The following is a 14,420-nucleotide window of genomic DNA, read 5'->3' on the forward strand; positions in this document are numbered from 1 at the left end:
TCCTAGGATCATGCTTCGCCGCTGATCGCTGAGCAAACACAATGTCACTGCGTTGGATGTGCAAATGGCCAGCTCAGTTGGGTGCGCACACATGGTCATTGGGAGAGGCGGCAAGCGAATGATGGGATACAGGTCGTTCTCAGGACGCTTGCTGTTGGCGTCACTTCTGCTGTTTCTCTTTTTTTGTTTCTGCGAGGGTGCTCTTGCCGAGGGCCGCTGTCCTCCGGGCCAGTACCCAATAGGGGATAGTCGTGCGCCTGGCTGTGCTCCGATTCCTGATGGTGGAGGCTCCGACCTTCAGCAGGGGCCAGTAGCGACGGGGAAATGGGAGACGAGGTGGGGGGCGATTGCAGAGGATTCGGGCACACTCACCACCGGTGCAGCATTTTCGATGAAGTCGAAGCGGCGTGCAGTAAGTGCCGCGATCGCGGAATGTAGTCGCCTGGGAGGTAAACAGTGCAAGCTCAGGCTCGCCTATCACAATCAGTGCGTAGCGATTGCCGACCCATCAGCTCAATCGCTCGCTCGCTCCTCTGGTCAGTCGATGGCCGTCACTGCTGAGACTGAAGATAAGGCAAAGGAAATAGCGCTTAGTCAATGCCAAGCCTATGGAAGCGGGCAGATATGTAACGTGGTGTATTCCGGTTGCAGTATGTCCGAATTCAAGGCCTTCTGATTGCACTATGCGTCCTCTTCGGCTGGCCTGCACGAGCATCGACGCCCGGCCTTGTAGGTTGGTTGATCTCAGGTGCTCTTTCTAAATGGCTTATAGAGCATGGTGGGTAGGTGTGATGCTCATGTCTTTGACCTGATTGTGCTCCGACCAGAAGCAATGATGTGACGCCCGGGACATATTGCTCAGCACGGAGAGGATGGTGGAGCAATGATGTGCGTGGAGTATCCAGGGAGTAGATATCCAAGGAGTAGTCGGTGGCCAGGGTGTGCAGGGTTGCGCGCCCATCCCCGTGAGTAGCACAGGCTCGCCGCACAGCAATCGTCCCAACTGGGCGCAGACCGTGCGCGGCGTGGCGATGGATGCCCGCGGCGACACTTTCATCAGCAACTCGATGCGTTCGCGGGGCAGGGCCAAGCGCGCGTCCATGAAGGAGTGCAGGGAATTCGGCAAGGGCGAATGCACGTTGGCGACCCTGTCCCAAGCCCAATGCGTGGTGGTCGCCCATGCGGGTCTGGGCACTGAGACCACCAGCGTCGTCGCAGCCATGTCCGAACAGGGCGCGGTCATTGTCGCGATGCAGCAATGCAGCGCGAAGGTCGCATGGAAGCAGATGCAACAGGATCAATGCAGGATCGCCAACACGGCCTGCACGGCGGATCTGTTCGTCAGGTAGGGCACCATTCACGTTAAGCCCAATTTTTATGTGATCAATTCCGCTTTTCGCTTCTCCCGACCTTCGACGCGGCAAAGCTCCTCGCGGTAAGCTCCCCGCGCGTCATAAAAATGACGCGCCAGTGCCACCGAACGCAGGAGCTTTTCCGTCCAATGAGGACTCTGTCTGCCCGCCCGACGGGTGACGCTTGCCACTATCGCGGCCATGCCGTGCGCGGGGCTATGATCGGCGTCTGCGCAGGCGAGGGCGAGCCGGAACACCACCTTCCGGCCGGCCTACAACGCGAGCATCGGCGAGACGAATTTGAAGGAGTGGGAGGGGATGGAAGACAGGGTTGGCGCACTCATGGACGATGCTCTGGCATTTGTTCCGTCCGGTGCGAACCTGCTGGAAGCCGTCAGGGGCGAGCTCAACGGCGATGGCATCGAGTACCAGTTGCTGGTCATCGACCAACCGACGCCGGAAGGGCTGGTGCCCGGCCAGCACGGACCCAACCGGGTGCTGCTGTTGCTGCGCGGTGACGGGCGCGGGCGCTGGCAGCTGGCCGCGCGCAACGACAAGCTGGTGCCGTGTTCCACCCGCGGTGGCCTGGCTGGCGACCCTTTTGCGTATGCAATGGTTGAGGAAGACACCTTCAGCGTGATCACCAACGGCGGCAGCCGCGAGCGCTGGAGCAGCACGTACCGCTTCCGCTATGCCTCGGCGGACAAATCCTGTTGGGTGGATGGGGTGAGACGCAAGGTCGTGGACATCGAGACCGAAGCGACCAACATCCGGGACTTCTCGGTGGCGGAACTGGGCAGGGTGCGGTTCGAGGACTTCGACCCGTCCAGTGTCGCCGAGGTGTCGCTTCCATGAGCCAAGCTCCAACCGGCGGAAAGGAATCCGCGCTGATGAACATCCAGGAGTTGCACTGTGTCGACCGATAGAGAGTCGCAACTGCTGCGGCAGGCGACCAACGCCGGCATCGACTCCCCCCTTGAACTGGCCAATTTCATGGCCCAGGCAGGGCACGAGTCACGCGGCTTGAGCCGGCTCAACGAGAGCTTCAACTACACCCGGGGCATCTCGCAGATCCCGGTGGAAGCGGCATGGCGCAATGGCACCGAGGCGCTGGAATCCGCGCGCCAGGAAGCCCTGCGCGGGCGTCCGGGTGACCTGGCCGAGCTGATGTATGGCGGCCGGATGGGCAACGATGCGCCCGGTGACGCGCTGAAGTACCACGGGCGCGGTTATCTGCCGCTGACCGGCAAGGAAAGCTATGAGCGCGCCGGCAGTGCGCTGGATCTGGACCTGGTCAATCAGCCCGAACTGGCGTCGCAGCCGGAACACGCTGGACGCATCGCCGTGTGGCAATGGCAGAACCGTGTGCCGGAACAGGCACGCGAGGACGTGCGTGAAGCGACCTACGCCATCAACGGCGCCGTCAACGGGGTGGAAGACCGGCTCAAGCGTTTCGAGGCGTGGCAGCAGAAGCTGACCCCCGACGTGATGGACCGGCTTGCCCGCGGCGAAGTGGGGGAGCGCGCGCAGCTGCCCGAGCCGGCGCGCGATATGTCCGATCCGGCCCATGCCGGCAGCCGGCTGTTCACCGACGCGCGTGGCCACCTGCAGCAGTTGGGGCCGCAGAGCGGTCTGCGCAGCCAACAGGAGTTGGACAATGCGGCCGGCGCGCTGGCGCTGAGCGCGCAGAAGGCCGGCATGAGCCGCATCGACCACGTGGTGGCGGGCACCGATGGCAGGGCGCTGTTCGCGGTGCAGGGCGCCATGGGGGACCCGGCGATGCAGCGCTCGATGGTGGAGCGTGAGGCCGCCGCCCAGCTGCCGTTGGAGCAGAGCAGCCAGCAGTTGGCCGCCGAAGCCTCTTCCCGCCAGGAACAGGCCGCTGCGGTTTCCCGCGAGCAGGAGCAGAACCGCTCGCGATCGCTGTAATCTGGGCACCGCCTGCAGGTCGGAGACCGGCGGGCCCATCGCACGACACCGAGCACCCTCGGGTGCCTACATGGATCTCTTTGTAAGGACACAACATGCGAAACACTTCCCTGATTTCCAAGGCGGCCCAGCGCGGTCGCGGTCCGGCACTGTGGCTGCTGCCGCTCGGACTGGCCTCCGCCATGGCCCACGCGCAACAAGCCCCGGACGCTCCGGCGGTTCCCGCAGTCGAGGAGGCGGTGTCAGTGGCCACGACAAGCGCGCAGGCGCCTGCGGACAGCGCAACGGATGTCGCCACTGCCCCGGCTCCCGTCGCAGCGCCTGAGCCGGCGCCTGCAGTGGTTGCTGCACCTGTTCCCGCGGCGGAGCCGTCCGTGCCGCCGGCACCCGCACCGCAGCCAGTACCGACAACGGACGTCGCTCCGGAAGCCGTCTCCGCCGAACCCGCGATCGCATCCGCACCTGCGGCTGCGCTGGTGGCACCTGTGGCCGACGCTGCTACCGCCAATGCTGCGCCGGCTACCGCTGTTGCAGCAGGCGCTGCTGCAGCACCGCAGCCGACTCCCGTGCCGGCGTCACCCTCCGTTGTCGCCGCTGCACAGGTGCCCGACACCGCGCCGGCTCCCGCACCCGTCCCGCCGCCAGCCCCGGCCCCCGTCGCACCACCGATCATTCCGCTGGCGCCCGACCAGGCCGCCGAGCGGCAGCTCGGTGCGCGCTGCCCTGTCGATCTGGCCGGTCGGCTGGCACCGCAGGGCGATCTGATGATCGGCGCCTGCCAGGGCACACTGCCGCCGCACCTGGCGGCGCTGCTGGTTGCCTTGCCCGAGCAGGACATCCACCTGCCGCGCGCCTGGCGCGAGCGCGACGTGCGCCAGAAAGCATGGTTCAAGGCCGTGGCCGGCATGGGCCAGCGCCCGGACTTCATCGCCCGCCTGGGCGACATCTGGGTGCGTTCGTTTGAAGGCGCGAATGCGTCGACGACCACCTACCTGGTGTCGGCGCCGTTCGACTGTGCTGACGGCGCGCTGCCCAACGAGAACACCGCAGAACCGGTCCGTCTTGCGGCCGGCGGTTGCGGGCAGGCCTACGTCCGCCAGCGCGTGTACCAGGTGGGCAGCGATGGTGTGCCGCAGGACGTCACCGCAAAGGCAATGCCAGCGGCACCGTCGATCGCTGAGGCCGATCGTGCGCGGCACCGCGCCCGCCAAGGCAAGGTGAGCCTGGATCACAGCAAGTTGCAGTACGGGCCGGCCATGCGCTGGTTCGTGCAGTACCCGGAATCGCCGCAGAAGACCGGTCCGCACAGTTTCAGCGACTGGAACCGTGAACATCTGGCCTTCGTCGTCTGGAACGGCACGGGCTTCGAGCTGCGCGATACCGTGACGCGCGCGCAGTGGCCGTGTGATCCGGTGGCGCCGGGGGACAAGGCCTGTGGCGGTTTCCCGGACTCGGGTCCAGATGCGTACGTGCTGGCAGGGCCGGCAGTGAGCTCGGCGGTTTCCAGCCCCTGATAGCAGGACGAAAGCAGCGGGAGCCGATCAACCGGCTCCCGTGGCTTCAATCAGGCCTGCATGCTGCGGGCCTGGTTCTGCTGTTGTTCCAGTTGCTGCTCACGGTCTTGAGCCAGGCGCTGCCCCGTGGCCTGCTGGTCAATCCGTTGGCTGCTCTGCTCCAGTGGTGTGTTCATCGCCACGGCAGTGTCCACCGACACGCGCAGATGTGCCGGGTCACCGCCCTGGCCCTGCACCGCGAAGCTGCGGGAGGCATCGGCATTCATCACCACGTCGTCGATGCGCTTGCCGCCTGCAGCATGCATCTCGGCGGCAAGGCTGCCAGCCAGCTGCGTGCTCATCACGTCCGGCACGCGCCCGGCCCGCACGTCCTGGGCATGCACGCCACGGATCGCGTCGTTGAACAGCGGGTTGCCCAGATGGTTGGCATCGTCCATGCGCAGCATGCTGGTGTGATGGCCGTTCTTCTCCGCTTCGCGGCGCGCCGGTTCACCCGGCTGCAACGGGCCGCGGATGTGGTCGTACAGATCGATGGCGCCGCCGGGAATGCCGCGCGCTCCACGGGTAACGCCACTGCGCAGGGATTCCACGTCGTCGCGGTACTCCTCGATCATCTTGGCGTTGTCTTTCGCCAACTGCTGCGTTTCCGGATGCTTCAGCACCGAGCCGTCGCCGAGGAAGTTGCCCAGCTTGTGCGCGCCGAACGAGCTGCCTGCTGCAAGGATTGGACGATCCGGGATCAGGTCGCGCAGTGGGTGGTTGCTGAAGCCGGCCGCTGACAGCCTCTTGATCTCATCCGGGTTGGCGTAGATGCGTACCTGGCCGAAGTGGGGCGAAGCAGCACTGACTGGATCGGACGCCATGACGTGGTTGATCATGGTGTTGCCGCCTTCGGGGATGCGGTAGCTGAGGCTGACCGCGCCATAGGCGTTGAAGGTCTCGCCCTTGACATTGAAGTGGTGCGAGGTGATCTGGGCCAGGGCGCCGCCGAGGGAGTGGCCGGTGACGGTGACCTGGGGAGCCCGGCCTCCAAATGCGGCGTCCTGCGCTGCGATGTCCAAAGCGCTTCGGGTCAAAGCGATTGCATCGGGCGCCTGCACATTTGTGCGCGCGACGACCATGCCTCCGTCAGTCAGGATCGCATCGCGGCCAATCTGTTCGGTCCCGCGATGGGCGACGACGATTTCGTCAGTGTCGGTTCGCTGGTAGACCGTGCCTTGATAACCATTGAGGCGATTGTTGACGTGCTCAAGGATCTTGTACTGGTGTCCATTGAGCGTGACTTTCTCTTCCTGGCCAGGTGCGCGGCGCCCCACTGCGCGATCCTTGTAGGCATCATCGGACAGCGCGGCGTAGTCCTGCGAAGTAATGGTCATTGGGTGACCTCACTGGCGCTGAGACTCATCGTGAACAACTTGCCCTGGAGTTCAGCAACGTAGTCGGCAGGATTGGCCTTGCCAGTCGCTGGGTAATTGGCAGCGAGTGGTGCTCGCGGGTAGGCCGTTTCGGGATAGAAGAGCGTATGCGCGCTGCCATCGGTCAAGGGTTTGGCGTCGACGAACGTCAGGAACCGCGTTTCGCCTTCAGCACCCGTGGCCTTGAGCATTGCGCCCGCGCCGATGAATTCCCAGGTGCAGACGCCGCGACCGTAGTAGTCCTCATCCAGCATGCGATCGACGTAAACGGTGCCGCGGTACTCGCCATCGGCCACCTTGCGCAGCTCCACCGGCTCCTGGCTGGTGATGCGCGCAGCGGTGCCGGTGGCCGGCTCGATATGGCCGCACTGGTCTTCGTTGGTGACGTCGTACTGCGCAACGCCCTCGACCACCGCGAAATCACCGGGGGCATCCTTCAAGCGCAGCACCAGTTCATAGGCCTTGCGCGGGCTGGGGTTGAGCTTGGCGAGGCCACGCCCACCCTGGGCGACATCGGCTTCGGCAGCGGCACGTTCCTGGTTCATGGCGGTCTCCGGATTGCAGGCAGTCAATAGAAGCAGAGCAAGGCACGGAAGCATCCTGGGGCGCAATGTCGGCCTCCCTGGGGCATAGAGGGATATGTGGAGCAGGCCACTCACCGCGCGGGATTCTGCGCAGCGATCATGGTTGAGAATCTCTCTTCGGTGCGTGGGGGACCTGCATCAGAAGTGATTCGACGTTCATGCGCTCCCTTTGGCGTGATACGGCGTGGTACATCCATGTCCATATATCCTTCCCTGGTGACAGGTCCTGCGATTATGGAGTGCCCGGGAAAGCCGGCGCCAGCTGCCTCTGGACAAGCGTGCCGATTTATTGACGCATTCGGCGAGGGGTGAAGCCAGTGAATCGACTGCGGCACAGGCGATTCGATGGTGCAAAGGCGTTTCAATGTCGCAATCGGCTCTGACTATCAATTTGTGACTTGAATCATGAATTCACACCTTCCTTACCCTGACAAAATGCCTGCCATGAACCTTGCAATCCGCCCGGAATCCGTCGGCGACCATGCCGCCATTCACAAGCTCACCGAAATGGCGTTCCGCGATGCTGTCCACAGCAGCCACACCGAACAGCACATCGTCGATGCATTGCGCGAGCGCGGCGAGTTGAGCATCTCGCTGGTGGCAGAGGATGCGGGCCAACTGATCGGTCATGTCGCGCTGTCTCCGGTCAACGTACAGGACGGTAGCCAGGGCTGGTTCGGGCTGGGGCCGATCTCGGTGCTGCCGGAACAGCAGGGAAAGGGCGTGGGTACGGCGTTGATGAATGCAGCGATCGAGGCCCTGCGCACGCAGGGCGCACGGGGCTGCGTGTTGTTGGGTGAGCCAGGCTATTACGGGCGTTTTGGTTTCCGTGCCGTACCGGATCTGGTGCTGCCGGGCGTGCCGGCGGAGTACTTCCAGACGCTGTGCCTGCAGCCGCCGATGGCGCAGGGCGTGGTGCGTTACTCGCCGGCCTTCGACGCGGTGGGCTGATCGGGGGCGGCGGCCGGCGCCCCGGTCGCCGGTCAGCCGTGATGGCGCAGGTGGATGAGGGGATAGGGACGACCCTGCGAATCCACTGGCGAGCGGCTGGTTTCCACGAAGCCCATGCGCCGATAGAAGCCCACGGCCTGCGCATTCTGCGCGTTGACGTCAGTGCTCAGGTGCGGATGCAGAGCCAGCGCGTGCTGTAACAGCTGCCGGCCGATACCGGTGCCCCGTACGTCCGGATCGATGAACAGTGCTTCCATGTGGGTGCCGTCGATCAGCATGAAACCCAAGGGCCGATCCTGCGCATCGACAGCGACGACCATCGGCGCCTGCGGCAGGAAGCCAGCGACTTCGGCATCGATGGCCTGGCGGTCCTCGGCACTGAGGAAGTCATGGGTGGCGTCGACGGCCCTGCGCCAGAGATCGACGAGCGCGTCGCCATCAGTGGCGCGGGAAGGGCGCAGGGTGGTCATGGGATCGGCCAAGGTGCTTTGGAGTATCCGGATTGTACCGATGTGCCAAGCACCAACAAAAAGCCCCGCCGAAGCGGGGCTTGGGGTATCACGATGTGGTGCGCTTTACTGCACGGTGCAGCCGGACACTGCCGGGAAGCCGATGACTTCGCCATTGCCGGTGCAGGCCAGGGTGACCTTCTGCCCCTTCTTCAGGCTGGCAGCCACGTCCTTCGGCAGGTCGCTGGCCTGTACGAAGCCGAACGGCTTGGCGGTCAGCTGCACGACCGGCTTGTCCATGAAGTCCGAGCTGATCGAATCGACCGTGCCGGAAACCAACAGCGCCTTGCCCTTGTACTTGCCGTCAGCAGCGATCTCGTTGTCCTGGTAATCGCTGAACATCGTGGTGGCGGTCACTTCCAGAGCCGAGGCGGCGGCCACTGCGGCATCGCTGGCGATGTCGGTGGTTGCGGTTTCCGCGGCCTTGGCGGCAGCATCTGCCTCCGCGGCGGCGGACGAGACGCTGGCTTCGGCAACGGCCGCATCGTACTGGCCCTTGCTCTGTGCGCTGATGCCGCTCATGGTGCCGGCAAAGATCGCCAGGCCGACGAAGTACACGATCGGCGAAACGATGATCGAGCCCAGCAGCTGGAACAGGCCCTTCATGGCGCCGCCCTTGGCCATTGCGACGATGGCAAGGATGAAGGCCACCAGGTTCAACGGCCAGCCCAGGAACAGGCCCAGGCCGGGGAACGGCACGAGGAAGCACAACCAAGCGATCGCCAGCGTGATCCATGCGGCTTTTCCGGCAGGGCTGGTGGCCTGCACGGTGGTATCTGCAACTGCGTTCAAAACTACCCCCTGTAGAGATCGAAAGGTGAAATCGTTGCCGGTAAACGGCAGTGCACCGTCGTCAAGTGTCGAAAGCGCTGGCGAAGCGTGAAGGAGTCTTCACGCAAGATCAAGTCGCGATGCAGTGTTGGCGTGGCGCGATGCTTCACATCCAGGCAGCGGAAGCGCCAAAAAGCCTGCGTTACACTAGCCGTGCGCTCACTCCTTGAATCCGAGAAACGCCATGACTGATGCCTTGGGCGTGCCGGTGCACGACGTTGATGAGAGCTGGATGCGCCACGCACTGGCATTGGCCGAACGCGCGCAGCGCGAGTTCGATGAGATCCCGGTTGGCGCAGTGCTGGTGGGTGCCGACGGCCAGCTGCTGGGCGAGGGCTGGAACCTCAACATCGCCTCGCACGATCCGAGCGCGCATGCCGAGATCGTTGCCATGCGCGAGGGCGGGCGGGTGCTGGCCAATCACCGTCTGATCGGCAGCACCCTGTATGTCACGCTGGAGCCCTGCGCGATGTGTGCGATGGCGATCGTACATGCACGGGTGGCGCGTCTGGTCTACGGTGCCAGTGATCCCAAGACGGGTGCCTGTGGCAGCGTGTTCGATCTGGTGGGTGATGCCCGCCACAATCACCGGGTCGAGGTACATGCTGGGGTATTGGCCAAGGAGGCCAGCAACCGTCTCACCAATTATTTCCGGGCCAAGCGCGGCAAGCCGCCGCTGCTGCTGGAGGACCACGCTGGCGAGGGCTGAGTGGCGAAAGGGTATGATGGCCGCCACTTTCCTTTACCGGCAGGCCTCGTGCCTGCCCAGCAACGAGGCGACACGATGGCAGAGAACGGCGCGGCCAACGAGCGACTGATCTGGATCGACCTGGAAATGACCGGGTTGGATACCGACAACGATTCGATCATCGAGATCGCCACCGTGGTGACCGATGCCCAGCTCAACGTGCTGGCCGAGGGCCCGGAGTTCGCCATCCACCATCCGCTGGAAACACTGGAAGCGATGGACGAATGGAACCGCAACCAGCATCGTCGTTCGGGCCTGTGGCAGCGCGTCATCGACAGCACCACGACGCTTGGCCAGGCTGAAGCGCAGACCGTGGCCTTCCTGGCGCAGTGGATTCCGGCCGGCGCGTCGCCGATGTCGGGCAACTCCATCTGTCAGGACCGTCGCTTCCTGCACCGGCAGATGCCGCGGTTGGAGAAGTACTTCCACTACCGCAACCTGGACGTATCCACGGTGAAGGAGCTGGCCAAGCGCTGGGCGCCCACCGTGGCCGCTGGGGTGGGCAAGAACAGCAACCACACCGCGCTGAGCGATGTGCATGATTCGATCAACGAACTGCGCCATTACCGCCAGTTCATGGGCGCGCTGTCGGGCCTGCCGGGCGTCTGACGATCATGCCGGCGCCGGGCCATGCCCGGCGAGCGCCACGTCGTGGTCTGCAGCCTCAGGGGAACCAGTTCGGCCCACGGTCGGGGCCGCCTACACCTGCATGGAAATCGCGGGCGCAATCGGAAGTGATCCTCTGGAAGCCATTGGAACAGATCCGGGATACGTCCTCGCTGTCCTGATTGAATGCCTCGGTGAAATCGCGAAGCACCACTTCAAGCTGGGCGTTGTCGTTGCGCAGCAGTGCGGTGGAACACTTTCCGGTGAACGAGGCAACAATCGCGCACTTCTGTCCGCTGCGCGCGTTGCAGGTTTTCAGCGCCTGCTTGTTGGCCCCCTTCTGTTTGTGCTGGAAAACACTCCAGCCAAGCACCAGACCGTCCGGCGAACGTGCATAGGCGATCCACTGCGGTACTCTTTTTGAGCTGCCGATTGATGAAGGCGCGTATTCGCCACCACCAGCGCCAGGAATCGGAGCGCACCCCATTACCCCCGTCTCGCTGCCGATGGGGTAGGAGCCGGGCGGGCAGCGGCCTTCGGCGTTCACGTTGCCTGCCCAGCCGAGGCTGGCAAGAAGGAGGGTTCCGATCAACAGCACTCGTGCGTACATGGCGCGTCCTTGTAGTGGTTCATCCATGCCGCCTGGCGTACAGGGCGGCTGCCGGGATCATAGCCCCCTTCCGAACGGGCCACCACGAACCGTTCAACTCTCCAGCGCTAAGATCGGCCCATGAACGAGCCCATCCTGCTGCCCCGTGATATCGCCCACGACGCTGGCGACTGGTCTGACCTGCAGCGGGCGGTAGCCCTGCTGGAAGCGCCCACGATCACCGCGCGCATGGCCAACCTGGTAGGGACGCCGCTGGAGTTCGCGGTGAAGGCGCTTCCCACCTCGGTGTCCAACCGCATCCACGGTGCGGTGCAGGCGGCGTTGTCCAAATCCGTGCAGGCCGCGCTGTGGAGCATGGACAACACGCCGGGCAAGGGTGCCTCGACACGTTGGCACAAGCTGGCGGCGGCGACGTCCGGCGCGGTCGGTGGTGCGTTCGGCTTCGCCGCGCTGTTCATCGAGCTGCCGGTGTCGACCACGATCATGATGCGTGCGGTGGCCGACGTGGCGCGCAGCGAGGGCTTCGATCTGTCCGATTTCGGCACCCGCCAGGCCTGCCTGGAGGTATTTGCGTTGGGCGGCAATTCGCCACGTGATGATGCCAGCGAGACCGGCTACTACCTTGCCCGTGGCTTCACCACCGATGTCATGCGCCATCTCTCGGCCGAGCTGGCCGGGCGCGTGGTGACCGGGCGCGACCTGACCTTGGGCGTGGCACCCAAGGAAGCCGGCAAGCTGTTGGCCAAGCTGGTGGAAAAGGTCGCCGCCCGCTTCGGCGTGGTGATCACCGAGAAGTTCGCCGCGCAGGCGGTGCCGATCGTCGGTGCGGCAGCCGGCGCGACGCTCAATACCATGTTCACTGACTACTACCAGGACATGGCGCGCGGCCATTTCATCGTGCGCCGGCTGGAGCTGAAGTACGGCGAGGACGTGGTGCGCAGCTGCTATGACCGCATCGCGCACGGCGGGGCGTTGATCGAACCGACGTTGTAATCCACGCACTGGGTGGATGCGGCATCGTTGCCCTGGCGGCACAACTGTTTTGCGTGGATGCGCCTGTTGCGCACCGAGCGCCATCCCCATCCTTGCTGGCAATCCCCCGCAAGAGAATGCCGCCATGTTGTTCACCCCCCACCGCCTGGGCGCGCTGACGCTGCCCAACCGTATCGTGATGCCGCCGATGACCCGCTCGCGTGCGGCTGCCGGCAATGTCGCCACTGCACAGATGGCCGAGTACTACGCCCAGCGCGCCGGTGCCGGCCTGATCGTCAGCGAAGGCACCCAGATCAGCCCGCAGGGGCAGGGCTATGCCTGGACTCCGGGCATTCACAGCCAGGCGCAGGTGCAGGGCTGGCGCAGGGTCACCGATGCCGTACACGCGGCCGGTGGGCGCATCTATGCCCAGCTCTGGCATGTGGGCCGGGTGTCCCATGTGGCCTTGCAGCCGGACGGTGCGGCCCCGGTGTCTGCCTCGGCACTGCTGGCCGAAGGCGTGAAGGTCTTCGTCGATCCGACCGGCGCTGGCCCGGAATCCGGCGTGGGCGAAATGCTCCAGCACTCGATGCCGCGCGCGCTGGCCGAGGAGGAGATTCCCGGCATCGTGGCCGACTATGCGCAGGCCACCCGCAATGCACTGGCCGCCGGCTTCGATGGCGTCGAACTGCACGGCGCCAACGGCTACCTGATCAATCAGTTCATCGACTCGCAGGCCAACCAGCGTACCGATGGCTACGGCGGTTCGCTGCAGAACCGGCTGCGTTTCCTGCGCGAGGTGGTGCAGGCGGTGGTGGCGGTGGCGGGTGGTGATCGTGTTGGCGTGCGCCTGGCGCCGCTGACCACGCTGCAGGGCGCGGTGGACGACACGCCGCAGGCGACCTATCTGGCCGCTGCGCACTTGCTCGGCGAGCTGGGCGTTGGCTACCTGCACATCGCAGAGGCCGATTGGGAGGACGCGCCGTTGATGCCGGTGGCGTTCAAGCAGGCGCTGCGGATGATCTATCCGGGCACGTTGATCTATGCCGGCAAGTACAGCGCCGAGCGCGCCGGGCAGGCATTGACGGAAGGCTGGGCCGATCTGATCGGCTTCGGTCGGCCGTTCATCGCCAACCCGGATCTGCCCGAGCGCCTGCGCACCGGTGCGGCGTTGAACGCACCGGACCGTGCGACCTACTTTGGTGGAGGAGAGGGCGGTTACACCGATTACCCGGCGTTGGAAGAGGCTGCGCTCGCCTGATGCGGTAGTGCCGGCCGCTGGCCGGCATCCCAGGGAATCCACATCATGGAGGTTGCCGGGCATGGCCCGGCGCTACCGATGCCGGTGGGTGGGTGCCGACCGTTGGTCGGCACTCCGCATCAGGGCTTGTCGCGCACCAGCGCGTCCGCCTCGATCACGCCGCCATCCTTGCCATGCAGGTACAGGTGCATGTCCTGCTGCGGATACGGAATGTTGATGCCGGCCTTGTCGTAGCCCAGCTTGATCTGCTCCAGCAGGGTGACCTTGGTGCCGAAGTGATCGGCCGACTTCACATAGCAGCGGATGCCCAGATTGATCGCGTGCGCCCCCAGCTCGTACACCACCACGTCCGGTGCCGGTGTCTGCAGCACGCGTGGGTCGGCCTTCATCAGCGCCAGGGCGGTATCGCGGGCCAGCTGGATGTTGTCTTCGTAACCGATGCCCACCACCAGTTCGACGCGGCGGGTGGGCTCTGCCGTCAGGTTGATGATCGGCGCGGCAGTGATCAGCGTGTTGGGGATGGTGGTGTGCTGGTTGTCGGCACCGGTGATCACGGTCTGGAAAATGCGTACCTCGCGCACCGTGCCGGTCTGGCCTGCGATGGTTACCACATCGCCCACGCGGAACGGGCGCAGGGTCACCAGCATCACGCCCGAGGCGATGTTGGACAGCGAATCCTTCAGTGCCAGGCCAACGGCCAGGCCCGCGGTGCCGAGTACGGCCAGCAGCGGAGTGATCTGCACGCCCAGCGTACCGATGGCCAGGATCACCACGATCACCAGCGAGGCCGCGTAGACCACATTGCGCAGGAAGCTGCCCAGCATCGGGTCCACACCCATGCGCGCGGTCGCGCGTGGCATCGCATTGGACAGGCGACGTGCCACCCACATGCCGACCAGCAGCACGACGATGGCGGCCAGCAACGGCACGCCGTAGGTTTCCAGCAGGCGCTCCCAGTCGAGCGAGTGGAACCAGGATGTCGTTGCGGGGGCGGGTGGGGCAGTGGCGATCATGCGGACTCCTTTGCGACGGGAACAGGTGCGACAGGAACATGGCGTGCGCGGACGCCAGAAACAGCAAGCCCCGCAGAAGCGGGGCTTGCGTGCACTTCATTATGGGCTGGCGTCGATGAAAGCGA

The 14,420-nt window shown here is 64.8% G+C and carries 15 protein-coding genes; 9 read left to right on the top strand and 6 right to left on the bottom strand.

Annotated features, from left to right (window positions below; translation table 11 throughout):
• Positions 1-1,031: 1,031 nt before the first annotated feature.
• From HUT07_RS07330 to HUT07_RS20420, 4 genes are all read left to right on the top strand, one after another.
• On the top strand, positions 1,032-1,349 hold the full coding sequence (locus tag HUT07_RS07330) for a DUF4189 domain-containing protein (protein WP_254898926.1): 318 nt from the start codon (positions 1,032-1,034) through the stop codon (positions 1,347-1,349).
• A gap of 321 nt (positions 1,350-1,670) precedes the next feature.
• A complete protein-coding gene (locus HUT07_RS07335) occupies positions 1,671-2,207 on the top strand; it encodes a hypothetical protein (protein ID WP_176020374.1) in 537 nt (178 codons plus the stop codon).
• Between the two features lie 57 nt (positions 2,208-2,264).
• The gene (locus tag HUT07_RS07340) at positions 2,265-3,281 is read left to right on the top strand and encodes an XVIPCD domain-containing protein (RefSeq protein WP_176020375.1); all 1,017 of its coding nucleotides are present in this window, start codon (positions 2,265-2,267) and stop codon (positions 3,279-3,281) included.
• A 95-nt stretch (positions 3,282-3,376) separates the two neighbouring features.
• Positions 3,377-4,795, top strand: a complete 1,419-nt coding sequence (locus tag HUT07_RS20420) for a hypothetical protein (protein WP_254898813.1) — start codon at positions 3,377-3,379, stop codon at positions 4,793-4,795.
• A gap of 50 nt (positions 4,796-4,845) precedes the next feature.
• On the opposite strand, the gene HUT07_RS07350 is transcribed toward HUT07_RS20420, so the two are convergent.
• Positions 4,846-6,171, bottom strand: a complete 1,326-nt coding sequence (locus HUT07_RS07350; protein ID WP_176020376.1) for an XVIPCD domain-containing protein — start codon at positions 6,169-6,171, stop codon at positions 4,846-4,848.
• On the bottom strand, positions 6,168-6,821 hold the full coding sequence (locus tag HUT07_RS07355) for a hypothetical protein (RefSeq protein ID WP_176020377.1): 654 nt from the start codon (positions 6,819-6,821) through the stop codon (positions 6,168-6,170). The genes HUT07_RS07350 and HUT07_RS07355 overlap by 4 nt, the downstream gene beginning before the upstream one ends.
• A 417-nt stretch (positions 6,822-7,238) precedes the next feature.
• Between HUT07_RS07355 and HUT07_RS07360 the strand changes: the two genes are divergently transcribed.
• A complete protein-coding gene (locus HUT07_RS07360; protein WP_176020378.1) occupies positions 7,239-7,745 on the top strand; it encodes an N-acetyltransferase in 507 nt (168 codons plus the stop codon).
• A gap of 32 nt (positions 7,746-7,777) precedes the next feature.
• Here HUT07_RS07360 and HUT07_RS07365 read toward each other — a convergent pair whose 3' ends face one another.
• A complete protein-coding gene (locus tag HUT07_RS07365; RefSeq protein ID WP_176020379.1) occupies positions 7,778-8,215 on the bottom strand; it encodes an acetyltransferase in 438 nt (145 codons plus the stop codon).
• Positions 8,216-8,320: 105 nt separating this feature from the next.
• Positions 8,321-9,046 (bottom strand): OB-fold putative lipoprotein, encoded by a 726-nt coding sequence (locus tag HUT07_RS07370; protein ID WP_217706634.1) that lies wholly within the window; start codon positions 9,044-9,046, stop codon positions 8,321-8,323.
• Between the two features lie 223 nt (positions 9,047-9,269).
• Here HUT07_RS07370 and tadA point away from each other — a divergent pair, with 223 nt between their 5' ends.
• Both tadA and orn read left to right on the top strand, forming a co-directional pair.
• Complete coding sequence (gene tadA, locus HUT07_RS07375) at positions 9,270-9,794, top strand: tRNA adenosine(34) deaminase TadA (protein ID WP_176020380.1); 525 nt, start codon at positions 9,270-9,272, stop codon at positions 9,792-9,794.
• A gap of 75 nt (positions 9,795-9,869) precedes the next feature.
• Positions 9,870-10,442, top strand: a complete 573-nt coding sequence (gene orn, locus HUT07_RS07380; RefSeq protein ID WP_176020381.1) for an oligoribonuclease — start codon at positions 9,870-9,872, stop codon at positions 10,440-10,442.
• Positions 10,443-10,497: 55 nt separating this feature from the next.
• On the opposite strand, the gene HUT07_RS07385 is transcribed toward orn, so the two are convergent.
• Positions 10,498-11,049 carry a DUF4189 domain-containing protein gene (locus tag HUT07_RS07385; protein WP_176020382.1) on the bottom strand — a complete coding sequence of 184 codons (552 nt, stop codon included), beginning with the start codon at positions 11,047-11,049 and terminating at the stop codon, positions 10,498-10,500.
• A gap of 120 nt (positions 11,050-11,169) precedes the next feature.
• Here HUT07_RS07385 and HUT07_RS07390 point away from each other — a divergent pair, with 120 nt between their 5' ends.
• The gene (locus HUT07_RS07390) at positions 11,170-12,042 is read left to right on the top strand and encodes an EcsC family protein (protein WP_176020383.1); all 873 of its coding nucleotides are present in this window, start codon (positions 11,170-11,172) and stop codon (positions 12,040-12,042) included.
• Positions 12,043-12,166: 124 nt separating this feature from the next.
• Positions 12,167-13,282 (top strand): alkene reductase, encoded by a 1,116-nt coding sequence (locus HUT07_RS07395; RefSeq protein ID WP_176020384.1) that lies wholly within the window; start codon positions 12,167-12,169, stop codon positions 13,280-13,282.
• A 119-nt stretch (positions 13,283-13,401) separates the two neighbouring features.
• Here the strand turns inward: HUT07_RS07395 and HUT07_RS07400 are convergent, their stop codons facing one another.
• Positions 13,402-14,295, bottom strand: coding sequence for a mechanosensitive ion channel domain-containing protein (locus tag HUT07_RS07400; protein WP_176020385.1), 894 nt, complete (start codon positions 14,293-14,295; stop codon positions 13,402-13,404).
• Positions 14,296-14,420 lie beyond the last annotated feature (125 nt).

The organism is Stenotrophomonas sp. NA06056, assembly GCF_013364355.1.
Taxonomy (GTDB): domain Bacteria; phylum Pseudomonadota; class Gammaproteobacteria; order Xanthomonadales; family Xanthomonadaceae; genus Stenotrophomonas.